The organism is Micromonospora sp. M61 (assembly GCF_018070245.1).
GTDB lineage: Bacteria > Actinomycetota > Actinomycetes > Mycobacteriales > Micromonosporaceae > Micromonospora > Micromonospora zamorensis.
The window spans coordinates 31,821-55,177 of the sequence record NZ_JAGPYA010000028.1; the positions used below are offsets into that span (position 1 = coordinate 31,821).

Here is a 23,357-nt window from a genome sequence, read left to right on the forward strand (position 1 = left end):
TCCGGCAGTTCGGGCACCGGATTCCGCGCGGCGTCGGGTCAGGCCGGGTCGGACACCGTCGCTGCGGGTCCGAGGTCGCGGCCGCGCAGCAGCACGGTCAGCGTCACGAGGGCGACCAGCAGGGCCGCGAGCACGTACACCGGGGCCGGGCCGAGTGGCGCCAGCAGTGCGAGCAGCGCCACCACCGGGAAGGCGACGACCACCGCGCCGTGCTGGTGCCGGCGCACGTGCAGCACCCAGATCGTGAGCAGGAAGACCGCGACCGGGATGGCCACCGCGTACCCGGCGGTGGTCTCGGAGATGTGCGCGAGGTGCCGCTCGACGTCCACCGTCGCGCCCAGGCCGGCGCCGACCGCGGCGACCGCGCCGAAGACCAGGTAGTGGCCATAACCCCAGATCAAGGAGTACGGCAGCCGGTCGGGCGCCTCGATCGGCCGGTCGAAGTAGAGCCACCAGAGCGCGAACACGATGACGGCGCCGGCCGCCGCGAGCGACCACAGGTCGTGCTCGCCGGCGTCGAGCCCGGTCTGGATCGCCATCGAGATGGCCAGGACCGCCTCACCGAGCACGATGAGGGTGAACAACCCGTACCGCTCGGTGATGTGCCGGGGGTGCCACGGGGTCATCCCGGGGCGTTCGGCCACCGCCGGCACCAGCAGGTCGGCCAGCACCAGCAGCACGAACGACGCGATGCCCCACTCGGCGGGCAGCAACAGCCGCAGCAGCCACCCGAGCTGCACCACGCTCACGCCGATCGCGTAGCGACGCGCCGCCGCGCGGTGCCGGGGGTCGCCGGCCGCCGCGCGGCTCCAGTGCACGACGGCGGCCAGCCGCATCACCACGTACCCGTAGGTGATGACGGTGAAGTTGCCGCCGGCGAAGGCGGGCGGCACCCCGGCCGCCAGGATCAGCGCTCCGCAGATCTGCACCAGGGTGGTGATCCGGTAGACGTCGTCGTCGGTGTCGTAGGCCGAGGCGAACCAGGTGAAGTTCACCCACGACCACCAGATCGCGAAGAACACCATGAGGTAGCTGGTCACCGCATGGCGGAGGTGCCCCTCGGCGACGTCGTGGTGCAGGCTGCTGGCGGCCTGTGCCACCGCCACCACGAAACACAGGTCGAAGAAGAGTTCCAGCGGCGTGGCCGCGCGGTGCGGCTCGTCGCGGCGACGAGGACGCATCGGCCGGTAGAAGGGCCGCACCGAACGGGAGACGGTCAACGCCGCTCCTCAGACCGGGCTCAGCGGTGCCACCGACGGCGGTGGGTCAGCCCCTCCAGCACCAGGGTCAGCCCCGCGCCGACCAGCCAGATGTCCTTGGCGAGCCCCGTGCCCTGCTGGGTCGGACGTACGCTGCCGGGCTCCCGCATCCCCGGCGTCTTCAGGTACAGCTGCACCAGGCCCGCGCCGAACGCGGTCAATCCGAGCCCGACCAGCGGCGCCGGGACGAACGGCGCGAGCAGCGCGGCCCCCAGCGCGATCTCCGAGTACGACAGCAGCTTGGCGAAGCGCGCCGGCTCGAACTGGCCGAGCTGGGGCATGGCGGCGACCGCCATCCCGTGCATGCCCTCCGCGGCGGCGCCCTCCAGGTTGCGCTTGCCCAGACCCGAGTTGAGGACGTACGCGCCGATGCTGACCCGCAACGGCAGGTGTGCGAGCTTCATGGTCACTCCCGATGGCCGTGGTCGAATGCGGCCCGCGTACCCCGGACCGCCAGCGATAACCGCCGGGCCGGCTGGGCTGACCGTGGTGGTCGCGGTAGGTTCGCCGGGGGGCCCACCGCCGAGCCCGTGGCACACTCGCCCACCCGGCGCCCGGCCCTGCCGCAGACCACCAGCAGGAGGCGAAGTGAGCCAGGAAGTCCGGGGAGTCATCTCCCGCAGCAAGGGAGCACCGGTCGAGGTCACCACCATCGTGGTGCCCGATCCCGGCCCCGGTGAGGCCGTTGTCCGGATCCAGTCCTGCGGCGTCTGCCACACCGACCTGCACTACCGCGAGGGTGGCATCAACGACGACTACCCGTTCCTGCTCGGCCACGAGGCGGCGGGCATCGTCGAGCAGGTGGGCGAGGGCGTCACCGACGTCGCCCCGGGTGACTTCGTGGTCCTCAACTGGCGCGCGGTCTGCGGGGTCTGCCGTGCCTGCCGCCGGGGTCGCCCCTGGTACTGCTTCAACACCCACAACGCCACCCAGCGGATGACCCTCACCGACGGCACCGAACTCGCACCGGCGCTGGGCATCGGGGCGTTCGCCGAGAAGACCCTGGTGCACGCCGGGCAGTGCACGAAGGTCAACCCGGCCGCCCGGCCGGCCGCCGTGGGCCTGCTCGGCTGCGGTGTGATGGCCGGGCTGGGCGCGGCGATGAACACCGGCAACGTCACCCGCGGCGACTCGGTCGCAGTGATCGGCTGCGGCGGTGTCGGAGACGCCGCGGTCGTCGGTGCGGTTCTCGCCGGCGCCACGACGATCGTCGCGGTGGACACCGACAGCCGCAAGCTGGACTGGGCCCGCCAGTTCGGTGCCACGCACACAGTGAACGCCTCGGAGACCGACCCGGTCGAGGCGATCCAGGCCGCCACCGGCGGCTTCGGCGCCGACGTGGTGATCGACGCGGTGGGTCGGCCGGAGACGTGGAAGCAGGCGTTCTACGCCCGGGACCTGGCCGGCACCGTGGTGCTGGTCGGCGTACCGACCCCGCAGATGCAGATCGAGCTGCCGTTGCTGGACGTCTTCGGGCGCGGCGGTGCGCTGAAGTCCAGCTGGTACGGCGACTGCCTGCCCAGCCGGGACTTCCCGATGCTCACCGATCTGTACCTGCAGGGCCGCCTCGACCTGGACGCGTTCGTCACCGAGGAGATCGCGCTCGACCAGGTCGAGAACGCGTTCGAGCGGATGCACCACGGCGACGTCCTGCGCTCGGTGGTGGTGTTCCCGTGACCGCCCGGATCGACCGCGCGGTCACCTCGGGCACCTTCTCCCTGGACGGGCAGACGTTCGACGTCGACAACAACGTCTGGGTGATCGGTGACGACCGCGAGTGCGTCGTCCTGGACGCGCCGCACGACGTGGCAGCGATCCTCGCCCTGGTGGGTGACCGCCAGGTCCGGGCGATCCTGGCGACGCACGCCCACGACGATCACGTCCGGGTGGCACCCGGGTTGGCCGAGGCCACCGGTGCGCCGGTGCTGCTGCACGCCGCCGACCGGGTGCTGTGGGACATGGTCCACCCGCACCTGCCGCCGCACGGCGAGTTGCACGACGGGCAGGACATCGAGGTGGGCGGCACGACGCTGCGGGTGCTGCACACCCCGGGGCACAGCCCCGGCGCGTGCAGCTTCCACGCCCCCGACCTGGGCGTGGTGTTCACCGGCGACACGCTCTTCGCCGGAGGGCCGGGTGCGACCGGGCGCTCGTACAGCGACTTCGACACCATCGTCCGGTCGATCCGCACCCGCCTGCTCACCCTTCCGTCGGAGACGGTCGTGCACACCGGTCACGGCGACGACACCACGATCGGCGCGGAGGCGCCGCACCTGCAGGAGTGGCTGGACCGCGGCCACTGAGCCCGACACACCGGCCTGCTGGCGCGCGGTCGACGGCTCAGCGTTCGTCGACCGCGCCCAGCACCGGCTTGACGTCCAGGACCGGGGTCCCGTCGAGGGCCTCCAGGTCGGCCACCTGGACACGCAGGCCGTCCACCGTCAGGACCCGCACCCGGTGCAGCCCGATCGGGTTGGGCCGGTGCGGGGAGCGGGTGCTGAACACGCCGGTCTCCGGCCGGCTCTCGTCGCCGCGCGGGTGCACCGCCAGCACGTCGCGCCGGGCGCGGTCCAACCAGGTCAGCACCAGCAGCTCCGCGCCGACGTGCAGGTCGCGCAGGGCCCGTTCGACGGGCGCGTCGAAGATCAGCCACGCGGGTGGCGCGCCCTCGTCGCCCTGACGCGGTGCGCTCGCCGCGTCGGTCAGCGGGGAGACGACCCGCCCGACCGGTCGCAGCAGGTACGTGTCATCGTTCGCCGCCTCGACCACTGGTGCTCCCCTCTGGACGGTCCCAACCTAACCTCGCCGCGGCGCTAGGATCTTGAACATGGCCGCCGACTCGCCCGCCCCCGTTGTCCGTCAGCTGCGACTCGTGGTGGAGGCCGCCGACCACGACGCCGCCGTCGCGTTCTTCCGCGACGCACTCGGCATGCCGGCGGAGGCGGCGTTCAGCGGCGACGGCGACGCCCGGGTGGTGATCCTGGACGCCGGCCGCGCCACCCTGGAGATTGCCAACCCGGCGCAGAAGCGCATGATCGACGAGGTTGAGGTGGGTCGGCAGGTCGCGCCCCGCATCCGGGTTGCCTTCGAGGTGGACGACGCCGAGGCGACCACCACCCGGTTGGTGGCCGCCGGGGCCAGCGAGGTCGCCCCGCCCACCCGCACGCCGTGGCAGTCGCTCAACTCCCGCCTCGACGCCCCGGCCGACCTGCACATCACCATCTTCCAGGAGCTGGGCACCGGGGTGGACGACGATGACCCCGGACATGACGGCGACGTCTGAGCGGCGCGGCCCGCGCGCCGCCGCTCTCACCCCGGCGCAGACGGCTGCCGTCGCGTACGTGCGGTCGTTGGCCGTGGTCGAACGTCCTGCCGCGCTGGCCACCATCGCCCGGCAACTCACCACCGCCGACGTCGGCCACCGCCCGGAGCATCTGCTCGGGGCCATCGGGTCCGGGCGGCTGACCGTCAACTTCCACCCCGACCGGTTGTGTGCCGACGGTCGGACCGTCGCCGACGCGCTGGCCGAGGACGGGGTCTACCGCAGCCAGTTCGTCACCGGGATCTCCAACGGTGGGCTCACCGCGTATCCCGGTGGTGACCGGGACCGCTGGGAGCACCAGATGTTCGGCGGCGCGTACCAGCGGCCCGGCGTGACGCTGGCGCAGCGGCCCACGTACGGCGGTCTGAACCTGCTCGACCACGCGGACGGCGCCTGCCCCCGCTTCGGTTCCTGCCACCTGCGGCTTCGCCCGGCGGTGCTGAGCCGGGCGACCTTCTGCCTCGGCGACAGCCACCTCGGCCCGGAGGTGGTGGGCACGGCCGACGCGTTCGAGGCGGTCCTCGCCGGGCTCCTGGCCGGCGTCGCCGCCACCGGCGAATGCCTGGGCCGTGCCGGGACGGGCGTCGCCGCGCTGGTGGGGACGTTGCTGGACCAGCCGAACGCGAGAAGTGAGCCGGGCGTGCGAGCCCCGCAGTCGCGAGCCAAGGGGGTGCCGACCACGCCGGGCGCGGTCGGTCGCGCGCTCGACGACTACGTGGAGGCCCAGGTCCACGGCACGCTCGACCTCGCGTACGACGTCGAGGAGTTGGTGGTCGACCCGTCCTTCGCCGGCACCCCCACCGGCGCGACCCTGGAATCGATCGCGGCGCGGTTCGGTTTCCCGTTGCGATGGCACCCCGGCTTCGTGCTGGCCGTCGACCAGGTCGACGCGGAGTTCCGGGGCCCGGCGATCCCCGTGCTGGCAGCCCGGGTGCACCGGGAGTTCGCCCGGTCGGGTGACCCGGTGGACGCGGCGCTGATCGGTCGGGCGGCGGCCTCGGTGGTCGCCGAACCGCACCGCTGGGCGGATCGCGGCCCGATCGCGGACACCCTTCAGCACCTCAAGCAGCTCTGGCACGTGCTGGTCCGCTTCGGCACGCCGTACGGCACCTGATCTGCCGGCTCGTCACGTCTGCGCCGATCGTCCGTTTCAGGCCGACGTTCGGCCGCTGTCGTCGACCGTCCCATTTCCCCAGGTGACCGGGACCGCACCTCACCCAGGCCCCGGCATTTCCGGAATGACCGACACGTGAACCTGGTTGTGTCCCCCGTACCGCCGGAGCCCAAACCCTTTTCCGCGGTCATCTCCCGAGGAGTGTTCACCCCGGAGCGCTCCGCACGATCGAAAGGGCAACCATCGTGAAGGTCGACTTCACTCGATGGCTCCCCGCCATCGCTAAGGACTCGTACCGCAAGACCGCGCTGAGCGTGGCGGGTGTGGCCGCTCTCGGTGGTCTGGCCCTCGCGCCGACCGCGGTCGCCGCACCGGTCACCTCCGGACCGCACCAGGGCGCCGTCGCCGCCATCGACCGCGCCACCGGCAAGGCAGCCACCCAGGCCCGCCAGGACGACCAGCCCGTCGAGTCGGGCCTCACCACCGGCTCCGCCACCGGCAAGCCGCCGGCGGGCAAGCCCAGCCGCGACCAACTGATCCCGCACGGCATCGAGGGTGCCCAGTCGCGGGTACCGCTCGACGACGCACAACTGGCCAACGCCCGGGCGATCGTCGACGCCGCCAAGAAGACCGGCGTCGGTGACCGGGGCGCGGTGATCGGCGTCGCCACCTCGCTGCAGGAGTCGAAGCTGTACAACCTCGGCCACCTCGGCGCCTACAACGACCACGACTCGCAGGGCCTGTTCCAGCAGCGCCCGTCGTCCGGTTGGGGCACGCCCGACCAGATCACCGACCCGGAGTACTCCGCCACGGCGTTCTTCACCGCGCTCAAGAACGTCGGCGGCTGGCAGGACCTGCCGCTGACCACCGCCGCGCAGACCGTCCAGGTCTCGGCCTTCCCCTACGCGTACGCGCAGTGGGAGGAGCAGGCGGCGGACATCGTCCAGCAGATGTGGTGACACCCGTACACAAAACCGGCCGGCTCCCCTTCACGGGAGCCGGCCGGTTTTGTGCTGCTCGGTGTCGTGCTGGCTTGTGTCGTGCTGTTTTCGTGCTGGTCGACTGCTCAGCAGGCTGCGTAGAGGCGCCGGGTGCCGACGCCCGCGGCGTACGCGTCCCGGTCGCTGAACCGGCAGCCGTAGTCCGGCCGGGCCACCACCGCCGGGTCGGTCACGGTGTCGCCGGCCGGGCGCTTGCCGGTGCGTACCCAGGACGTCAGGTCGTCCCAGGCGGCGCCGGCCTCCGCCGGGCTGAACTCGCAGTGCTGCGTGGCTCGGATGGCCCGCTGGACCACCAGCCTGCTGCGACCGTTGCGCGCCACGTCACTGGCGTACGCCTGCTCCATGCTGAACGGGACGAACATGTCACCGAGGCCGTGCAGGCTGAGCACCGGCGCGGTGGGCCGACCAGCGATCCGCGGCACCTCGGTCAGCGTCGGCAGGAGCCGCTGCACGACGTTCTCCGGGGCGACCCGCTGCACTGTGGCGTTGACGTTCACCGGGCTGTTCGGGGCGTAGCGGGTGAGCAGGTTGGTGGACAGCTGACCGGGCCGCTGGGCGGGGGAGTTGCCGCTGCCGGTGGGCACGCTGATCGAGAAGAGGAAGTCCTTCCACACCGCGAACGCGGCGTCGGCTCCCGGACGCGGCCCGCCCGAACGGTTCACCGTGATCGCCCGCAGTTGCCTGCCCCGCTCGGTGGTGGTGTCCGGCCCGGTGGGAGTCAACCCGGCCAGACCGAGTGCCACCTGGATGCGGGGCACCGCGTTGGTCAGGTAGTCGGCCGGGGTGGGATAGGCCGGCACCTCGGCGAGCGCCTGCGCGACCAGGTTGTAGTCCAGGTAGAAGTCCAGCAGCGTCTGATCGCCGAGCACCCCGCACATCGGCAGCGCCCCGTCGTAGTAGCCGGGATACTGCTCCAGGGAACGCCCGATGACGTATCCGCCCATGGACACCCCGGCGATGTAGGTGTGCTGCGGCCTGCGGACCGTCCGCCCGAAGTGGTCGGCGAGATCCTTGGTGCCCAGCACCCCCGACCGGATGTTGAAGCCGTTGCGGTCGTACGACGACGACGCCCACGCGTACCCCTGCTCCAGCAGTCGCTGGCGCAGCCCGAAGCCCGGCTGCTCCGGTGACAGCACCGTGCCCTGGCCCCGGTAGCCGTGCGCCCACAGAACCAGGTCACCGTTCCACCGGGCGGGGACCTCGATGATGTACCCGGCGTGGCGGTGCACGCCCTGACGTACCGTCGTCGGCTTGCCGCCCACGACCAGCGGAGCCAGCGGCGGATTCTCGATGGTGTACCCGGGCAGCGGCTCGCCGCCTTTCGGGTCGCGACCGGTGGCGCTGGCCGGCGCGGCGCCGGCCAGACCGACCGCCAGGGTCAGCGTCGCGGTGGCGGCGAGCAGCCGGCGAAGGGTACGAACGGGTGTGGACAGCATCGATGCTCCCCATCGGACGGACGTCGCCCGGGGGCGACCAGGCGGGACGGTTGCCTACCGGCCGGTAGCGTCCTGAACCTAGGACCGCCGTCGAACAGTGTCAATGGCTACGCTGATCGGCCGGTCAAGCACGACTGTCCGGCCGATCAGCCCGGGGCGCTCCCCATGCCCGGCGCTCTCGTCGGCGGCTGCCCTCGTGTTCCGCCTCGTCGTGCCGGGGCGGCGCTCTTGTCGGCGTCCGCCCTCGTCGGCGTCCGCCCTCGTGTTCCGGGCGGCGATCCATTCTTTGCCAGGCGTCTGTCGTTCGCCGTACCCGGTCGCGCGGGTCGGGGAGTCGGTCGGGTTGACTGGTCGCCGTGGACGAGTCGATCTGGGAGGCGGCCCGCGCGTCGCGTAGCTGGTTGGACGCGGCGAACGGGGCCGGGCAAACCGAAATGACCTGCCGCATCCTCAAGTTGACCGAGGAGGCGGGGGAGGCGTCGGCCGCCTGGATCGGTCTGCTCGGGCAGAATCCGCGCAAAGGTGTCACCCACACGCGCGACGATGTCGCGGCAGAGTTGGCCGACGTCGCCTTCACGGCGTTGGTGGCCATCGAGAGCCTGGGGCTTGACGCGCAGACGGTCCTGGACGCCTGCGCCGCGAAGGTGCGCTCCCGCCTCACGGGCTGAGTGGCACTCGTTCGTGGTGATCGACTCGGCTTTCACGAAGTCGGGGTGTCATGCCGTCTCAGATGCCCCGATTTTCAGAAAGCCGAGTCGATCAAGGTCAATCGGGTGGCCCTGGGGCCCAGTCATGTTCGACGCGTAGGGGCGTCTGTCCGTTATAGGTATTTGTGTCGGGTGCGCCGAGCACCGCGCCACGAGGGTTGCGGCCTTCGGGGCGTTTGGCCTGTGAGCGGTCGCACCGGTGGGTCGGAATGATGGCCGGGGCGGGGTCGTTACACACTCTGACGATCGCAGGACCACCGGTTAACCGCCCCGCCCACCGGGGTTGGAACAGCTGGTATCGGGGTTGGAATGCCGCCCCGGCCCGCATCGTTGAAGCCTCCCCAGCACCCCGCTCCAACGGGTGCGACGGAATGGCCCGGCCTGCGGAATGGCCCGGCCTGCGGAATGACCCCGGGCCCCCGGTCGTTGCAGTCCCGACGAGCGACCACCGCTTCACACGAGTGGACGTCGGGGAGCCACCCGGGGAATGACCCCCGACCCCCGGTCGTTACACATGGACCCGGCGCCACAAGCCCGCGCTTGTCACCGCCGACCCCGGCGCCCGAGCCCTCCGCTCGCAGGCCGCCGACCCGGCCCCCGCAAGCCCCCCGGCCTGACTGGTGCCGATCTCCCTAAGACTTTTCCCCTTTGTTTGATGCAGCGCCGGACGAGGTGCTCACACCCTTGCGTCGCCGACCCCCCTTGGCGGTGCGGGTGTTTCCTACCCCCGAAGGAGCTACCCCCATGAACACGATCTTCCGTAAGAGCATGGTGTCTGTTGCTGGTCTCGCGTTCGCCGGGGGTGTCTTCGCCGGCCCGATCGCCGCCCACGCCAACCCCGTCGACGCCAAGCCGGTCGCGGTAGCGGTGCAGTCGACCGCCCCGAAGCCCCAGGGCGACCAGTCCCACATCACGTTGAATGCTGAGCAGACCGCCAACGTCAAGGCGATCATCGCCGCGACGAAGAAGGCCGGCCTGCCCGAGCGCGCCGCGGTCATCTCCATCGCCACGAGCCTGCAGGAATCCAAGCTGGAAAACCTGGGCCACCTCGGCGACAAGAATGACCATGACTCGCTGGGCCTGTTCCAGCAGCGCCCGACCAGTGGTTGGGGTACGCCGGAGCAGATCACCGACCCCGCCTACTCCACGACCGCGTTCCTCAAGGGCCTCCGCCAGGTCGACGGGTGGCAGGACATGCCCCTGACCGAGGCCGCGCAGACGGTGCAGGTGTCGGCCTACCCGGACGCCTACGCCCAGTGGGAGCAGCAGGCCACCGACCTGGTTGGCCAGTACTGGAACAGCTGACCCGCCAACACACACACCGCACAGCACAGCTGGCCGGCACCCCCACCCGGGGTGCCGGCCAGCGGCATATCCCGCCAAACACAAGGACACCGACAACCAGGCCCGGCAGATCTTGGACACTTTCCGTTAGCCGGGCAACCACCAGTTGAGCCCGCCCCGCTAACGGAAACTGTCCAAGATCTCGCGTTGACGACGCGGCGGAGTGCCGTGATCGGCGCGGAGTGATCCGATCGGCGGACGGGTACGTACCTCCCGACGGGGACCGGCGGAGGGACAGAGGTATGGCCGCGGTGGGGTACGGCACGGATCGCGAACCGGCGTCACCGCCGGAACCTGCCGACGACGCCACACCAGGGCGCTGGTCCACCGGGGTTCGCCTGTTGGTGGCTGCCGCAGCCGTCGTGCTTGTCCTTGGCGCGGCCGCGGTGGCTGTGATCGTCGCCGACCCTGACCGCCTCGGCGTGACCTACTCCGGCGCACCCGACGGCACCCGAGCAGACGGCACGCGACCGGACGGCACGCGACCGGACGGCACGCGACCGGACGGCACGCGAGCAGATGGCACGCGACCGGACGGCACCTGGCCCGGTGACGTCGGCCGTCCCGGAGGTGAAGACCCGGACTCGGCTGACGGCCGACCGGGTGCCGCTGGCGGCGAGTTGCTGACCGCGCCGCTGGCGGGCCGCCAGAAGGGCACCTTCGTGCTCGCGGACGGGCTGTCCTCGTTAGAGCTGGGGGTGGCTGATCTGGGGGATGACCTGTACCGGATCAGCAGCCCGGCAGGTTCGGGTGTGCTGGGTCGACCGACTGTGGTCGGCGAGACCGTCCGGCTTGAGGTCGTGAAGTCAGGGGCTTCCGAGACGCGCAGCCTGCGGGTGGCGCTCAACGAGCGGGTCGCCTGGCGTCTTCAGCTCGTCGGCGGGGTGAGCAGTCAGGTGCTGGATCTGACCCGGGCCCGGCTGCTGGGAGTGGAACTCGCCGGCGGGTCGTCGCGCACCGAGATCCTGCTGCCACCGATCACCGCCACCAGCACCGGCAACGCGAGCGACCCGGACAGCACCAGCATCATGACCGTACGACTCGTCGGTGGGACCAGCCAGCTCGACATCCGGGCCGCCGGGGAGACGCCGGTGCGGGTCCGCGTGGGAGCTGGCGCCGGCTCGGTTGTGGTACGCGATGACCGCTGGGATGGGGTGGCGGCGGGTGCGGTGTTGAGTACGCCGGGCTGGGACCGCTCGGCCGCGCGGTTGTTCCTGGATCTGGTCGCGGGCGCCAACACCGTGACCGTGTCCGCCAACCGGTAAGCCAGCAACCGCTGAGCCCAACCCCACCCCGCTGCACCCAGCCCCCTGCACCCAGCCCGCTGTGCAACAAGCCGCTGAGCCAACCCGGCGGACCCCCACCCGCCCTGCTGGAAGCGCCGCGGTTGTGGGCGGGCGTGAGCGTACAGTCGGGCGGTGGAGCGTACTGAATCGATGCTGGCGCAGACCCGACCACCTGGTGTGGCCGACGTTGATCCCGGCAGCGTGCTGCTGCCCGGCCACGACGTGCCGTTGGGTCGGTACACCACGGTGCGGCGACTGCTGCCGCAGCGTCCCCGCCGGATGGTTGGCGCGTGGTGTTTCGTCGACCATTTCGGCCCGGACGATGTGGAGCAGCGGCCTGGCATGGAGGTGCCGCCGCACCCGCACACCGGTCTGCAGACGGTGACCTGGTTGCTGGAAGGGGAGATCCTGCACCGGGACAGCCTGGGCAACGTGCAGCCGATCCGGCCCGGTCAGCTCAACGTGATGACTTCCGGTAACGGGATCGCCCACTCGGAGCGGTCGCCGGCCGTCCACCCGCCGGTGATGCACGGCGTGCAGCTCTGGGTGGCTCTGCCGGACCCCGCGCGGGCCGGGGCAGCGGACTTCGCGCACCACGCGGACCTGCCGCGCTGGCGCGACGGCGATCTGGACTGCACCCTGCTGGTCGGCGAGTTCGGCGGGCATCGGTCACCGGCGGTGGTGCACACCCCGCTGGTGGGCGTGCAGGTCGAGCTGGGTGGCGGGGCGCCGACGACGCTGTCGCTGCGGCCCGATTTCGAGTACGCGTTGCTGGCGATGTCCGGGTCGGCGGAGGCAGCCGGGGTCGGGTTCGAGCCGGGGGCGTTGCTCTATCTGGGCTCGAGCCGCCGCGAGCTGACGGTGCGCGGTGGGGCCGGGGCGCGGTTGTTGCTGCTGGGCGGTACGCCGTTCGAGGAGCCGCTGGTGATGTGGTGGAACTTCGTGGGCCGTTCCCACGAGGAGATCGCCGCCGCACGGGAGGACTGGATGGCGGGGGACCGACGATTCGGGGTGGTCGCCGACGACTCGGCGCCTCCGCTGCCGGCGCCCGCCCTGCCCACGACCCGTCTCAAGGCCCGCGACCGCACCGGCGGCCTGCACGGCTGACACCACGCCAGGGCGCCCACGCCAGGGCCACACGCAGGCCCGAGGCCTGCACGGGCGCCAGCACATCGCGGCCCGTGTGACCCACTGTCGCGCGGGTAGTCGTCGACATGCCGACCACTCTGATCACCCCGGTCGAGGACCGGAAGCGCCTGGCGCGCCGGCTCGCCGGCAGCGGGCGGGGCTTCGCCGAGCAGTACGGCTTTCGGGTGACCAACAACCCGGCGAGCCTGTTCCAGGTGCTCTATCTTGCGGTGCTGCTGGCCCGCCGGGGTGACTTCCGCCGGGCGTTGGACGGGGCCCGGGCGTTGCGTGACGAGGGATGGGACAGCGCCGCGAGGCTGGCCCGGTCGTTGCACGAGGACCGGGTACGGGTGCTGCGCGCCAGCGGTCAGCGCGGTGACGTGGACGCGTTGGCCAGCGCGCTCGGTGACCTGGGCCGCTCTGTGGTCGAGCGGTACCGGGGCGATCTGCGCCGGTTGCGGGCGGTGGCGCATCACGATCCGGTCCGGGAGCGGGCGCTCCTCGCCGAGCTTCCCGGCGTGGACGATCAGGTCGTCGACCTGTTTCTGCGTGAGGCGCAGGCACTGTGGCGGGAGGTGGCCCCGGTCGCGGACCGGCGGGCGTTGGCCGCCGCCCGTCGCCTCGGGCTGGGCAGGTCGGCGAACGACCTGGCCGGTCTGGCCAGCGGCGAGTCGGAGCAACTGGCCTGGTTGGTGGGGGCGCTGGCGCGGGTCGACCTTGAGCACCGGTACGCGGAGGTCACCGGCAGGCCGTGACGTGCCCTGGCCCACACTTCGCCAAATTCTGACCAAACGGAGGATGTTCTGTCGTATGGTTGGACCCGGCAGTGCTGGCCGCTCGGTTCGAGCGGGCATCCACCGCCTGGTGACCGCGACCGGTTCGGAAGCGGCTCACCGCCTGGGCAGGTTTGCGTGGCGCCCTAGGTCGCGGTTCGTGACCAGGGGCGCCCGCCTGTCCCGGCGATTCAGGCGAGCCCCCACCCCGTGACGCCCCCGGGGTCGCCAGGCCGCCCAGCCAGCCCACAGAGCCATTCCAACGGCCCAGCCTCAGCGTGCCAGGCCCGCCAGCAGGTTCACGGTCACGGCGATGATGAACGCGCCGAACAGGTACGACACCATCGAGTGCCGCAGCACCGTACGACGCATCTCGTTGCTGGTCAGGTTGGTGTCGGAGACCTGGAACGTCGCCCCGATGGTGAACGCCACGTACGCGAAGTCGGAGTAGCGCGGCGGGTCGTGCTGGTTGAAGTTCACCCCGCCGTCCGGGCCGGTGTAGTAGATCCGGGCGTAACGGGCGGCGAAGACGGTGTGCACCACGAACCAGGAGAGCACCACACTCAGGACGCCCAGGCCGCTGTGCAGTTCCCGGGCCATGCCGGGTGGCGCGCTCTGCGCGCTGGCCACGACCAACCCCACGGCCAGCAGGCTGGCCAGGCAGGCGACGAGCAGCAGCGCGTCCCGGATCGCCCGGTTCGGGTCCTCGTGTACGGCCAGTTCGGCGGTGCGCTCGGCGTCCATCGGCCAGATTTTGTGCCAGACCAGCACGAGCCAGCTCAGTGCGCCCACGTCCCAGCCGGCCAGCGCGGCGAGCGGCACTGGCAGCATCAGCGTGAAGACGCCGCCGGCGATGACGCCGACCACCGCCACCACGGCCAGCTGCTTCGCGGCAGCCGGGAAACGTACGTCCGCTGGGCGGTCGGGGCCGGTCTGGGTCATCCGGGACGCTCCCGGGTCGGGGTGGTGGGCGCCACCGCCGGGTCAGATGCCGCGCAGATGCTGCGAGACCCGGTTGTGCTTCTTGTCCCGGGCCTGCTCGGCCCGCTGGGCGGGGCTCACCTCGGGCGCGGCCTCGATCCCGGCCGACCGGGCGACCTCGGTCCCGTTGGCGTAATCCACCGGCGGGAGGGCGCGCAGCGCCTTCAGCACGTCCGGCGGGGCGCCTTCCCGTTCGGCCTCGCGGACCACGTCGTTCTTCTCGGCCGGGTAGTCCAGGCTCGACAGGTACTGCAGGACGTCGGCGTAGCTCGCCATGGCATGGGCTCCCTCGGGCATCGATGTGGTGACGACCGGCGGCGGTTACCCGCCCGCCGGCCGGTCACGCCCACCCAGCGCAGGAAACAGGCGCCGTTTCCGCCGGGCCGTCGCGGGTACCCGCAGGCGCCGACGCGAGCCAAGGGAGTACGCGATGAACTACGACACCTTCATCGACCAGGTTTCCCAGCGCACCGCGACGTCGTCCGAGCGGGCGGTCGAGTTGACCCGGGCCGTGCTGGAGACGTTCGCGGAGCGGTTGACCGGCGGTGAGAACCTGGATCTGGCCGCCCAGCTGCCCCAACCGTTGCAACTGGTGCTCAAGCCGAGCCCGAGCACCGAGCAGGCCGACCGGTTCGGTGCTGCCGAGTTCGTCGCCCGGGTCGCGTTGCGCGCCGGGGTGGAGGAGTCGGCCGCCCGGGACGCCAGCCGGGCGGTCTTCACGACCCTGCGTGAGGCGATCACCGGTGGTGAGTTCGACGACGTGGCGACTCAGCTGCCGCGTGACTACCGGGGTCTGGTCGAGCAGGCGATGGCTCCCGGGGCGACGCTGCGTCGTGGCTGACGGGCACGACGCACAGCGGTCGTCCCGGGCACGCACAGCGGTTTACCAGGGCAACCATCGATGTCCCGCTTGGCATGGCGATTCAGCCTGGCCTAACCTTGTCGTGGCGAGGGGAGTACTTCCCACGAACCATTCCGGTCAGTACGGCGCGCCCGGCGCGCCTCGGGTGGTTGCCCATCAGGTGGTGGGTGAAGGAGACCTCGAACATGACGGTGTTCGAGGAGACCCCACATGAGCGAAGTGTCATATCTGTCCGCCGCCAGTGACCTGTCGTCGGTGGGCACGCCCACGCTGTGGGCGGTCACCATCATCGGCGTACTCCTGCTGCTGGTGCTTGACTTCCTGGTCACGCGTCGCCCGCACGAGGTGTCGATGCGGGAGGCCATCGGCTGGTCGGCGTTCTACATCGCGCTGCCGCTGGCGTTCGGCGCCTGGATCTGGTCGCGCTACGGCTCCCAGCAGGGCGTGGAATACCTCACCGGTTACCTGGTGGAGAAGTCGCTCTCGGTCGACAACCTGTTCGTCTTCATGCTGCTGCTGGCCGCGTTCGCGGTGCCGGCGGTGCTCGCCCAGCGGGTGCTGCTCTACGGCATCGCCGGCGCGCTGGTGCTGCGGGCCGTCTTCATCGCCCTCGGCGCGGCGGCGCTGCAGACCCTCGACTTCGCCTTCCTGCTCTTCGCGATCATCCTCCTCGCCACCGCGGTGAAGCTGCTGCGCGACGCCATGTCCGGGCATCAGCAGGAAGTCGACATCAACAAGATGCGCTCGGTGAAGCTGCTGCGCAGGGTCATGCCGGTGGTCGACGAATACCACGGCACCAGGATGACCGTCCGGCAGGGCGCGAAGCGGGCACTCACCCCGTTCGCCCTGGTGGTGGTCGCGGTGCTGGCCACCGACATCGTGTTCGCTGTCGACTCGGTGCCGGCGGTCTACGGCATCACCGAGGACCCGTACCTGGTCTTCGCCACCAACGCGTTCGCCCTGCTCGGCCTGCGGGCGCTCTACTTCGTCCTGCACGCGGCGCTGAGCCGGCTGGTGCACCTCAGCTACGGCTTGGCCGTCATCCTGGCGTTCATCGGCCTCAAGCTGGGTCTGCACTGGGCGCACGGCATCTGGGACAGCGTGCCGGAGATCCCCACCCTGGCCTCGCTCGGCGTGATCATCGGTGTGCTGGTGGTGGTCACCCTGACCAGCCTGCGCGCCACCCGCGGCGGAGACCTGCCCGAGGACCGCAAGGTGGTCGCGGAGCGGCACTGACCGCGCCCCGCCGGAGCGACGAGGAGGTACGCGGGAAAGCTCCCGCCCCGGCCGGCGCGGGTGGTACGACTGTGCAATGGGAATCGTGTCACCGGGCTTTCAGGGTCGGCCCCGAACGCAGGAGCCGGCCCTGCCACCCGGTCAGTACCTGACCGAGGACTTCCCGGTGCTCTCGGCCGGCCCGACGCCCCGGGTCTCCCTGGACACCTGGGAGTTCGTCATCGCCGCCGAGAACGGCAGCGAACACCGGTGGTCGTGGCAGGAGTTGATGGCCCTGCCGCAGGAGACGCCGATGGTGGACATCCACTGCGTCACCCGCTGGTCCAAGCTCGGCACCAACTGGCAGGGCGTCTCCCTGGACACGCTCCTCGCCGACGTGGACACGGGGGCGCACTTCGCGCTCGCGCACTCCTACGGCGGGTACACCACCAATCTGCCGCTGGACGACCTGCGCGGCGGCCGTGCCTGGGTGGTGCACACCTTCGACGGCGCGCCGCTGCCCGCCGAGCACGGTGGGCCGGCGCGGTTGCTGGTGCCGCACCTGTACTTCTGGAAGTCCGCCAAGTGGGTGCGCGGCATCCGGCTCAAGACGATGGACGAGCCGGGGTTCTGGGAGACCGCCGGCTACCACGACTACGGCGACCCGTGGCGCGAACAGCGGTACCAGGGTGACTGAGCGCGCCGTGGCGACGAGCAAACCGCGGACGGCCAACCGGTGGCAGGTGGGCCGGCTGGTGGAGCGCCGGGTGGAGACGCCGACCGCGCAGACCCTGGTGCTGGAGGTCCCGGACTGGCCGGGGCACCTGCCCGGGCAGCACGTCGACCTGCGACTGACCGCTCCGGACGGCTACCAGGCCGCCCGGTCGTACTCCATCGCCGGGCCCGTCGTGGACGGGCCGGGCGGGCCGCGCATCGAGGTGACCGTCCAGCGTGTGCACGACGGCGAGGTGTCCCCGTACCTCATCGATGTCTTTTCCGACGGCGACCCGGTGGAGGTCCGCGGACCGCTCGGTGGTTGGTTCATCTGGCGGCCGGAGGAGACCGCGCCGGTGCAGCTCGTCGCCGGCGGCTCGGGCATCGTGCCGTTGATGGCGATGATCCGGGCCCGCCGGGCGGCCGGCAACAAGGCGCCGTTCCGGCTGATCTACTCGGTGCGCACCCCCGGGGACGTGATCTACGCCGACGAGTTGCGCCGCAGGGTCCGCGACGACTTCGGCCTGGACATCGCGTACGTCTACACCAGGGAGGCGCCCGAGGGTTGGCGCGGCGAACCGCACCGCATCGGGCTGGCCGACGTCAACACACACGGCTGGCCACCGGACCTGCAACCGCTCACCTACGTCTGCGGCCCGACCGCGTTCGTGGAAACCGTGGCCGATCTGCTGGTGGGGCTCGGCCACCCGTCACGGCAGGTCAAGACCGAACGTTTCGGTCCCACCGGCTGACCGCTCGCCCCCGCAACGTCGAGGAGATCCGATGACCGAGATGTCGTACCTGGACGGCAACATGCTCGACGGCCCGATGCGCGAGCTGTTCACCGTGGACCTGAGCAGCGCGACGGGCCGCTGCGAAAGCTGCGGGATGACCGGCTCGATGGCCAGCCTGCACGTCTACTCGCACGCCCCGGGCCTCGTCGCCCGCTGCCCGTCCTGTGAGCAGGTGATGCTGCGGCTGGTCCGCGGGCCCGACCGGGCCTGGCTGGACATGCGCGGCACCACGTTCCTCCAGGTGCCGATGCCGATGGAGCAGCCCTTCCCCGGGCCCCTCTGACCGATCCCGGTCGGCGTTGCCCGGCGGAGGCAGAATGGCCGGATGAGCGCCGGCCGATGGGGTTCCACACCGCTGGCGGCCCTACCGTGGCGCACGATTCGCACAAGTTCAGGGATGTTGCTGCCTCCAAAGCACCCGAGGCAGCAATTTCGCTGAAGTTGCGCAGATCTCGACCGTGTCCCCGAGGGCGGGTCGGCGTGGCAGAGCGGCGGGCGTCCTCATTCTCGGCCGGCGGCGACGAATGGCACTTCCTACCGTGCCGTTCCGGCGAGCAGCCACCGCCGGACGGGGATCTCCAGCAGCACTCGCTCGCTGCCCGGGCCGACCTGTCGGCTGACGTCCCAACCGTCGTACTTGCTCGCGAACGCCTCGACGACCGTGCTGGGGAACCCGTCGCGGTGTACGCGTGCGGCGCCCTCGGCCACGACCGGGGCGTCGCCCCCCTCCAGGGCCAGGGACACCCGTGGATCGGCCAGGGCGTTGCGGACCTTGACGCTGCGGCCGTCGGTGCCGATCCACCAGGTCCCGGCGATGTGGACGAACCAGACCGGCGTCAGGTGGGGGGAGCCGTCGCGCCGCACCGTGCACAGCCAGACGTTCCGCTCCCGACCGAGTCGCACCTCGACGTCGGCCGGCAGGATTGAGGGGGATGGGCTCACCGGGCCAGTGGATCACAGCGCCGCGCGACCTGCCGAATACTCGGGTGCGGGTGACCCGGCTCGTCCCTAGGCTTGCCGCCGCACGGACTGCTCGGCATGCGGTCGGATCGGAGATGAGCGAAGCGATGACGTCCCACCTGTTCGCGATCAGCTACGACGCAGCCGACCCCCTCCGTCTCGGGCGGTTCTGGGCCGGGCTCCTGGGTCGCGAGATGGTCGATGACCCACGGGACGGCGTCCTGGTCCTGCCTCACGCTGACACCGAGCTTCGACTCCGCTTCGTGCCGCACCAGCAGCCGAAGACCGTGCAGAACCGGATGCACCTGGATCTGACCAGCGGTTCCCTGGAGGAGCAGCAGCGGACGGTGGCCAGGGCGCTGGAACTCGGCGGACGGCACACCGATGTCGGTCAGCTCCCGGAGGAGAGGCACGTGGTGCTCGCCGACCCCGAGGGCAACGAGTTCTGCGTGATCGAGCCGGGTAACAACTTCCTCGCCGGCTGCGGGTTCACGGGCGCGCTCGCCTGCGACGGTTCGCAGGCGGTCGGGTATTTCTGGAGCGAGGCGCTGGGATGGCCGCTGGTCTGGGACCAGGACGAGGAGACCGCGATCCAGTCGCCCCTCGGCGGCACGAAGATCACCTGGGGTGGGCCGCCGATGGCGCCCAACGGCGGCAGGGACCGGCTGCACTTCGACGTGGCCCCGCCTGCCGACGGTGACCAGCAGGCTGAGGTCGACCGGCTGCTCTCACTCGGGGCGACGCTCCTGAACGAGGGCCGGAGCGACACGGGCCGGGTGCTGATGGCCGATCCCGACGGCACCGCGTTCTGCCTGCTCACGCCCCGACAGCCGGGGTTTACTGCGTGAAGTAGGCGGCGCTCTGCGCGTCTGCCGGGTAGTAGGACTCGATGGCGATCTCGTCGATCGTGACGTCCATCGGGGTGCCGAACGTGGTGATGGTGGAAAACAGGCGCAGCTCCCGTCCGTCGATCCGGAGGATCATCGGGATCACCACGTCGGCGTCGACCTGCTGGCCCACCGTGTCCTCGGGCACCTGGTGGAGCAGTTCTTCGTAGAGCGCGGTGAGTTCCGCGTCGGGGGCGATGGCGAGCTGGCGCGAGATCCGGCTGCGGAACACCGCCCGTACGTCTGCCAGGTTGACGACCAGGGAAGCGAGCCCGCGCGGGTCCAGGCCCAGCCGCACCAGGTTCACCGGTGGTCGCAGCAGATCGGGCGCCACGCGCGCGAAGAACGGGTCCACCGCGCGGTTGGTCAGCACGATGTTCCACCGGCGGTCGAACGCCAGCGCCGGATACGGCTCGTGCGCCTGGAGCACCCGGCGGACGGCGTCGAGGGCAGCCGACAGAGCGGTGTCGTCGAGCGGACGCTCCGCGTACCGGGGTGCGAAGCCGGCGGCGAGCAGCAGCCGATTGCGATCCCGCAGCGGGACGTGGAGCTGGTCGGCGAGCCGCAGGATCATGTCCGCGCTCGGTGTGGACCTCCCGGTCTCGACCAGGCTGACGTGACGAGCCGAGACGTCTGCGGCGATCGCCAGGTCGAGCTGGCTGAGCCCGCGGCGCTGCCGCCACTGCCGCAGGAGTGCCCCGACCGTGTACACGACCAGGAGCGTACTCATCGTCGCGCCGTACGCCATGAAGTGCGATTTCATCGACAACCGCCGCGGCCGTGGAAACACTGGGGCCCATGACCACTGAGAACAAGGGCATCGTCCAACGGGCGCTGGCGGGGCTGATCGAGACGGGCGACGTGGACACCCTCGCCTCGTTCCTCAGCGACGACTTCCTCCACCACCGGTCGGATTCGACCACCTCGACAAAGGTGGAATGGCTCGCCGCTGTCCAGGCCGCGCTCGGCCCGACCGCCGGCATGCAGGTCGAGATCCTTCACCTCCTGGCCGACGCCGATCACGTCGTGGTGCACTCGCGACGTTGGCTACCCGACGCGGGACCGGAGATCGTGGTCGTCGACGTCCTGCGGGTCGCCGACGGGCTGATCGCCGAGGGATGGGAAATCATCGAACCCGTGGCCCAGGCCGCCGCCAACGGAACGTGGTGGGAACCAGCGCTCCTCTAGACCGGCGGCGTGCGGCCGGTGCGGACGGCGTACGCCCGCTTCATCTTGATGTAGTTGCCGCACCCGGCCATCGAGCACCAGCGGCGGGCCTGGTTGCGGGAGGAGTCGTAGTAGGCCCAGCGGCACGTGTCGCGGGCGCAGACTTTGAGCCGCGCCCAGGTGGCGTCCTCGGCGGCCCGGCGGACGGCGTCGACCAATCCGGCGACGGCCGGGCCCAGGGGTGTGCCGGCGGCGGTGACCAGGCGGTGGCCGTCGTCCGCGAAGCGCAGCGTGACGGGCAGCCCGGCCAGCGTCTGGTTGAGTCGGTCGAGCGCGCCGGCGTCGGCGGGGTGGCCTGCGTGGCCGAGCAGCACCGCGCGCAGGCCCTCCCGGACCGTGAGGGCCAGGTCGAGGTCCGCGGGCCCGAGTTGCGTGCCGAGCGGCATCAGCTGCCGTTCGACGAACCAGTCGCGAAGGTGGTCGGGGCTCGTCAGCGTCTCGTGGTCGATCTGCGGCTCGACGGTGTTGACGAAGTCCCGGATCAGCCGGGCGGCGGCCGGCACCGCTGCGTCGTCGTCCACCGACCACCTCCCTCTTCTTGACACCACCGTATCGCCTTGACAGGTGTCGAATCGCCTGCGAGGGTCGGAACTACACCAGCGAAATGGTTTTGCCGGTGTGATCTCGGTCGGGAAGGGCGGCTCATGGCCTCCACGCTCAGGGACGTGGCCCGGCTCGCCGGGGTGTCGGTGAAGACCGTCTCCAACGTGGTCAACGGCTATCCCCACGTGAGCCCCGACGTGCGACGTCGGGTCGAGACGGCCGTCGCCGAGCTGCACTACCGGCCGAACGCGTCCGCCCGGACCCTGCGCACCGGGCGCACCGGCATGCTCGCTCTCGTCCTACCGACCACCGACCTGCCGTACGCCGGCGACCTCGCCGGTGCGGTCGTCCACGCGGCGGCGCAGCAGGGCTACCGCGTCGTCGTCGCGCACGACGACGACCAGCCCACGTCGTCGGGCCTGCACGATGCCCGCACGATCCCCGTGGACGGGGTCCTGGTCGGTGCCCCCGTCACGCCGGGCGACCTGGGCCGCGCTGTGACCGCCACCGGTCCACCCGTCGTGCTGATCGGCGGCGCACCCCACGATCAGCGGTGCGACCGGGTCGGCATCGACGTCGCCCAGGCCGCCGAGGACGCGACGAACCATCTGCTGCGCGTCGGTCGCCGCCGGATCGCCGCGATCGGTGAACGCCCCGCAGCCAGCCCACACCCGGGTACGCCCGGATACCACCGGGCGCTTCGTCGGGCCGGGCTGGTGCCGGTGTCCGGTCGGCTGCTGCCGGCGCCGCACCACCGCCGGGCCGACGGCTACCGCGCCGCCCGCGAACTGCTCGTCGGCCCGGACCGCCCGGACGCGATCCTCTGCTCCTCCGACCCGCTCGCCATCGGGGCGATGCGGGCCGCCTTCGACGTCGGGCTGCGCGTGCCGGACGACGTCGCGGTGATCGGCATCGGCGACATCGAGGAGGGGCGCTACTCACGGCCCACCCTGAGCACCGTCGCTGTCGACACCGGCTTTCTCGCCCGGGAGGCCGTGGCCCGCCTCGCCGTGCGGATCGGTCAACCCGACGCCGCGGTCGCCGACATCATCGCGCCGCACACAGTGCTCCCCCGGGAGAGCACCGACACCACGCCCCGGTGACCGGGGCGACGGCCGGTAACCGGTTGGACAACGGCGGCGTCGGTCGGTCAGAGTGGTCCGCCGTGAGGTACCTGCGTACCGGTGGTCCCGCCGCGATCCGGCGGCCCCGGCCCACCGACTCCGACGAGTTCATCGCCGCCGTGCGGCGCAGCCACGACCTGCACCACCCCTGGTTGGTCGCGCCCGGCAGCCCCGAGGAGTACGACAGCTACCTGCGCCGGATCCGCCGCCGGGACAGCGCCGGCTACCTGATCTGCGACCGGGCCAGTGGCGAGATCGCCGGCTACGTGAACATCAGCGGGATCGTGCTTGGCGCGCTGCGCGGCGGGTTCCTGGGGTATGCGGCGTTCCGGCCGTACAGCGGGACCGGGCACGCGTCGGCGGGCGTCGCCCTGGTGATCGACCACGCGTTCACCACGGTCGGGCTGCACCGGCTGGAGGCGAACATCCAGCCGGGCAACGAGCCGTCCCGGCGGGTGGCCCGCAAGCTCGGCTTCCGGCTGGAGGGGTTCTCCCCGGACTACCTGTTCATCGACGGCGCCTGGCGCGACCACGAGCGTTGGGCGATCACCGCGCCAACCCCCGCCTGACCGTCGGCCCCGCTGCGCCGGCCCAAGGTCCGCGCAAGATCGGGGAAAGTGCTGCCTCACGAGCTGCTGAGACAGCAGGATCCCTGATGTTGCCCGGATCTTGGGGTCGGC

At 71.4% G+C, this 23,357-nt stretch carries 28 protein-coding genes; 19 read left to right on the forward strand and 9 right to left on the reverse strand.

What is annotated here, in order from left to right; translation table 11 throughout:
- Positions 1-38: 38 nt before the first annotated feature.
- Together KBX34_RS17760 and KBX34_RS17765 are read right to left on the reverse strand one after the other, a co-directional pair.
- Complete coding sequence (locus KBX34_RS17760; protein WP_210925904.1) at positions 39-1,220, reverse strand: low temperature requirement protein A; 1,182 nt, start codon at positions 1,218-1,220, stop codon at positions 39-41.
- Between the two features lie 20 nt (positions 1,221-1,240).
- Positions 1,241-1,663, reverse strand: a complete 423-nt coding sequence (locus tag KBX34_RS17765) for a hypothetical protein (protein WP_210925906.1) — start codon at positions 1,661-1,663, stop codon at positions 1,241-1,243.
- A 184-nt stretch (positions 1,664-1,847) separates the two neighbouring features.
- Between KBX34_RS17765 and KBX34_RS17770 the strand changes: the two genes are divergently transcribed.
- Together KBX34_RS17770 and KBX34_RS17775 are read left to right on the forward strand one after the other, a co-directional pair.
- Positions 1,848-2,936: an S-(hydroxymethyl)mycothiol dehydrogenase gene (locus tag KBX34_RS17770; RefSeq protein ID WP_210925908.1), complete on the forward strand. Its 1,089-nt coding sequence runs from the start codon at positions 1,848-1,850 to the stop codon at positions 2,934-2,936.
- Complete coding sequence (locus KBX34_RS17775; RefSeq protein WP_088947929.1) at positions 2,933-3,562, forward strand: MBL fold metallo-hydrolase; 630 nt, start codon at positions 2,933-2,935, stop codon at positions 3,560-3,562. The genes KBX34_RS17770 and KBX34_RS17775 overlap by 4 nt, the downstream gene beginning before the upstream one ends.
- 37 nt (positions 3,563-3,599) lie before the next feature.
- Here KBX34_RS17775 and tsaA read toward each other — a convergent pair whose 3' ends face one another.
- Positions 3,600-4,028, reverse strand: coding sequence for a tRNA (N6-threonylcarbamoyladenosine(37)-N6)-methyltransferase TrmO (gene tsaA / locus KBX34_RS17780; protein WP_210925909.1), 429 nt, complete (start codon positions 4,026-4,028; stop codon positions 3,600-3,602).
- Between the two features lie 58 nt (positions 4,029-4,086).
- Here tsaA and KBX34_RS17785 point away from each other — a divergent pair, with 58 nt between their 5' ends.
- From KBX34_RS17785 to KBX34_RS17795, 3 genes are all read left to right on the forward strand, one after another.
- Positions 4,087-4,542 carry a VOC family protein gene (locus tag KBX34_RS17785; RefSeq protein ID WP_210925911.1) on the forward strand — a complete coding sequence of 152 codons (456 nt, stop codon included), beginning with the start codon at positions 4,087-4,089 and terminating at the stop codon, positions 4,540-4,542.
- Positions 4,514-5,695 carry a DUF3626 domain-containing protein gene (locus tag KBX34_RS17790; RefSeq protein ID WP_247671939.1) on the forward strand — a complete coding sequence of 394 codons (1,182 nt, stop codon included), beginning with the start codon at positions 4,514-4,516 and terminating at the stop codon, positions 5,693-5,695. Before KBX34_RS17785 ends, KBX34_RS17790 begins: the two co-directional genes overlap by 29 nt.
- Positions 5,696-5,940: 245 nt before the next feature.
- On the forward strand, positions 5,941-6,654 hold the full coding sequence (locus KBX34_RS17795) for a hypothetical protein (protein WP_088947933.1): 714 nt from the start codon (positions 5,941-5,943) through the stop codon (positions 6,652-6,654).
- Positions 6,655-6,761: 107 nt separating this feature from the next.
- Here KBX34_RS17795 and KBX34_RS17800 read toward each other — a convergent pair whose 3' ends face one another.
- The gene (locus tag KBX34_RS17800) at positions 6,762-8,132 is read right to left on the reverse strand and encodes a hypothetical protein (RefSeq protein ID WP_099852959.1); all 1,371 of its coding nucleotides are present in this window, start codon (positions 8,130-8,132) and stop codon (positions 6,762-6,764) included.
- Positions 8,133-8,488: 356 nt separating this feature from the next.
- Between KBX34_RS17800 and KBX34_RS17805 the strand changes: the two genes are divergently transcribed.
- The 5 genes from KBX34_RS17805 (at position 8,489) to KBX34_RS17825 (ending at position 13,352) form a co-directional block, all read left to right on the forward strand.
- On the forward strand, positions 8,489-8,800 hold the full coding sequence (locus KBX34_RS17805) for a MazG-like family protein (protein ID WP_210792944.1): 312 nt from the start codon (positions 8,489-8,491) through the stop codon (positions 8,798-8,800).
- 783 nt (positions 8,801-9,583) lie between these two features.
- Positions 9,584-10,144: a hypothetical protein gene (locus KBX34_RS17810; RefSeq protein ID WP_210925913.1), complete on the forward strand. Its 561-nt coding sequence runs from the start codon at positions 9,584-9,586 to the stop codon at positions 10,142-10,144.
- A 281-nt stretch (positions 10,145-10,425) separates the two neighbouring features.
- Positions 10,426-11,448 (forward strand): hypothetical protein, encoded by a 1,023-nt coding sequence (locus KBX34_RS17815; RefSeq protein WP_210925915.1) that lies wholly within the window; start codon positions 10,426-10,428, stop codon positions 11,446-11,448.
- Between the two features lie 153 nt (positions 11,449-11,601).
- Entirely contained in the window at positions 11,602-12,576 is a 975-nt protein-coding gene (locus KBX34_RS17820) for a pirin family protein (RefSeq protein ID WP_210925917.1), read from the forward strand.
- Positions 12,577-12,683: 107 nt separating this feature from the next.
- Complete coding sequence (locus tag KBX34_RS17825) at positions 12,684-13,352, forward strand: hypothetical protein (protein ID WP_141909207.1); 669 nt, start codon at positions 12,684-12,686, stop codon at positions 13,350-13,352.
- 291 nt (positions 13,353-13,643) lie between these two features.
- On the opposite strand, the gene KBX34_RS17830 is transcribed toward KBX34_RS17825, so the two are convergent.
- Entirely contained in the window at positions 13,644-14,312 is a 669-nt protein-coding gene (locus KBX34_RS17830; protein WP_088947939.1) for a DUF1345 domain-containing protein, read from the reverse strand.
- A 42-nt stretch (positions 14,313-14,354) separates the two neighbouring features.
- Positions 14,355-14,627: a DUF2795 domain-containing protein gene (locus KBX34_RS17835; RefSeq protein ID WP_088947940.1), complete on the reverse strand. Its 273-nt coding sequence runs from the start codon at positions 14,625-14,627 to the stop codon at positions 14,355-14,357.
- A gap of 154 nt (positions 14,628-14,781) precedes the next feature.
- Here KBX34_RS17835 and KBX34_RS17840 point away from each other — a divergent pair, with 154 nt between their 5' ends.
- The 5 genes from KBX34_RS17840 to KBX34_RS17860 all read left to right on the forward strand — a co-directional run bounded on the left by KBX34_RS17840 (position 14,782) and on the right by KBX34_RS17860 (position 18,219).
- Positions 14,782-15,192, forward strand: coding sequence for a DUF2267 domain-containing protein (locus KBX34_RS17840; RefSeq protein ID WP_088947941.1), 411 nt, complete (start codon positions 14,782-14,784; stop codon positions 15,190-15,192).
- Positions 15,193-15,423: 231 nt separating this feature from the next.
- The gene (locus KBX34_RS17845; protein ID WP_210925919.1) at positions 15,424-16,449 is read left to right on the forward strand and encodes a TerC/Alx family metal homeostasis membrane protein; all 1,026 of its coding nucleotides are present in this window, start codon (positions 15,424-15,426) and stop codon (positions 16,447-16,449) included.
- A 76-nt stretch (positions 16,450-16,525) separates the two neighbouring features.
- Complete coding sequence (locus KBX34_RS17850; protein ID WP_099852975.1) at positions 16,526-17,125, forward strand: sulfite oxidase-like oxidoreductase; 600 nt, start codon at positions 16,526-16,528, stop codon at positions 17,123-17,125.
- Positions 17,126-17,132: 7 nt separating this feature from the next.
- Entirely contained in the window at positions 17,133-17,894 is a 762-nt protein-coding gene (locus KBX34_RS17855) for a ferredoxin reductase (RefSeq protein ID WP_088951712.1), read from the forward strand.
- A 31-nt stretch (positions 17,895-17,925) separates the two neighbouring features.
- Positions 17,926-18,219, forward strand: a complete 294-nt coding sequence (locus tag KBX34_RS17860) for a DUF6510 family protein (protein WP_088947944.1) — start codon at positions 17,926-17,928, stop codon at positions 18,217-18,219.
- Between the two features lie 251 nt (positions 18,220-18,470).
- Here the strand turns inward: KBX34_RS17860 and KBX34_RS17865 are convergent, their stop codons facing one another.
- Complete coding sequence (locus KBX34_RS17865; RefSeq protein ID WP_141909209.1) at positions 18,471-18,878, reverse strand: pyridoxamine 5'-phosphate oxidase family protein; 408 nt, start codon at positions 18,876-18,878, stop codon at positions 18,471-18,473.
- Positions 18,879-18,991: 113 nt separating this feature from the next.
- Here KBX34_RS17865 and KBX34_RS17870 point away from each other — a divergent pair, with 113 nt between their 5' ends.
- Positions 18,992-19,744, forward strand: a complete 753-nt coding sequence (locus KBX34_RS17870) for a VOC family protein (protein WP_374223696.1) — start codon at positions 18,992-18,994, stop codon at positions 19,742-19,744.
- On the opposite strand, the gene KBX34_RS17875 is transcribed toward KBX34_RS17870, so the two are convergent.
- Positions 19,734-20,513 (reverse strand): helix-turn-helix domain-containing protein, encoded by a 780-nt coding sequence (locus KBX34_RS17875; RefSeq protein WP_210925920.1) that lies wholly within the window; start codon positions 20,511-20,513, stop codon positions 19,734-19,736. The genes KBX34_RS17870 and KBX34_RS17875 overlap by 11 nt on opposite strands.
- 68 nt (positions 20,514-20,581) lie before the next feature.
- Here KBX34_RS17875 and KBX34_RS17880 point away from each other — a divergent pair, with 68 nt between their 5' ends.
- The gene (locus KBX34_RS17880; RefSeq protein WP_247671940.1) at positions 20,582-20,971 is read left to right on the forward strand and encodes a nuclear transport factor 2 family protein; all 390 of its coding nucleotides are present in this window, start codon (positions 20,582-20,584) and stop codon (positions 20,969-20,971) included.
- Here the strand turns inward: KBX34_RS17880 and KBX34_RS17885 are convergent.
- On the reverse strand, positions 20,968-21,531 hold the full coding sequence (locus KBX34_RS17885; protein ID WP_210925922.1) for an ABATE domain-containing protein: 564 nt from the start codon (positions 21,529-21,531) through the stop codon (positions 20,968-20,970). The genes KBX34_RS17880 and KBX34_RS17885 overlap by 4 nt on opposite strands.
- Positions 21,532-21,654: 123 nt before the next feature.
- Here KBX34_RS17885 and KBX34_RS17890 point away from each other — a divergent pair, with 123 nt between their 5' ends.
- Complete coding sequence (locus KBX34_RS17890) at positions 21,655-22,656, forward strand: LacI family DNA-binding transcriptional regulator (RefSeq protein ID WP_210925924.1); 1,002 nt, start codon at positions 21,655-21,657, stop codon at positions 22,654-22,656.
- A 62-nt stretch (positions 22,657-22,718) separates the two neighbouring features.
- On the forward strand, positions 22,719-23,246 hold the full coding sequence (locus KBX34_RS17895) for a GNAT family N-acetyltransferase (protein ID WP_307871423.1): 528 nt from the start codon (positions 22,719-22,721) through the stop codon (positions 23,244-23,246).
- Positions 23,247-23,357: the final 111 nt, after the last annotated feature.

Coding starts and splice junctions, on each gene's coding strand:
- KBX34_RS17765 (WP_210925906.1), bottom strand. CDS start 1,663: ATGAAGCTCGCACACCTGCCGTTGCGGGTCAGCATCGGCGCGTACGTC.
- KBX34_RS17785 (WP_210925911.1), top strand. CDS start 4,087: ATGGCCGCCGACTCGCCCGCCCCCGTTGTCCGTCAGCTGCGACTCGTG.
- KBX34_RS17790 (WP_247671939.1), top strand. CDS start 4,514: ATGACCCCGGACATGACGGCGACGTCTGAGCGGCGCGGCCCGCGCGCC.
- KBX34_RS17800 (WP_099852959.1), bottom strand. CDS start 8,132: ATGCTGTCCACACCCGTTCGTACCCTTCGCCGGCTGCTCGCCGCCACC.
- KBX34_RS17810 (WP_210925913.1), top strand. CDS start 9,584: ATGAACACGATCTTCCGTAAGAGCATGGTGTCTGTTGCTGGTCTCGCG.
- KBX34_RS17815 (WP_210925915.1), top strand. CDS start 10,426: ATGGCCGCGGTGGGGTACGGCACGGATCGCGAACCGGCGTCACCGCCG.
- KBX34_RS17825 (WP_141909207.1), top strand. CDS start 12,684: ATGCCGACCACTCTGATCACCCCGGTCGAGGACCGGAAGCGCCTGGCG.
- KBX34_RS17830 (WP_088947939.1), bottom strand. CDS start 14,312: ATGACCCAGACCGGCCCCGACCGCCCAGCGGACGTACGTTTCCCGGCT.
- KBX34_RS17835 (WP_088947940.1), bottom strand. CDS start 14,627: ATGGCGAGCTACGCCGACGTCCTGCAGTACCTGTCGAGCCTGGACTAC.
- KBX34_RS17840 (WP_088947941.1), top strand. CDS start 14,782: ATGAACTACGACACCTTCATCGACCAGGTTTCCCAGCGCACCGCGACG.
- KBX34_RS17845 (WP_210925919.1), top strand. CDS start 15,424: ATGAGCGAAGTGTCATATCTGTCCGCCGCCAGTGACCTGTCGTCGGTG.
- KBX34_RS17850 (WP_099852975.1), top strand. CDS start 16,526: ATGGGAATCGTGTCACCGGGCTTTCAGGGTCGGCCCCGAACGCAGGAG.
- KBX34_RS17860 (WP_088947944.1), top strand. CDS start 17,926: ATGACCGAGATGTCGTACCTGGACGGCAACATGCTCGACGGCCCGATG.
- KBX34_RS17870 (WP_374223696.1), top strand. CDS start 18,992: ATGAGCGAAGCGATGACGTCCCACCTGTTCGCGATCAGCTACGACGCA.
- KBX34_RS17875 (WP_210925920.1), bottom strand. CDS start 20,513: ATGAGTACGCTCCTGGTCGTGTACACGGTCGGGGCACTCCTGCGGCAG.
- KBX34_RS17880 (WP_247671940.1), top strand. CDS start 20,582: ATGACCACTGAGAACAAGGGCATCGTCCAACGGGCGCTGGCGGGGCTG.
- KBX34_RS17890 (WP_210925924.1), top strand. CDS start 21,655: ATGGCCTCCACGCTCAGGGACGTGGCCCGGCTCGCCGGGGTGTCGGTG.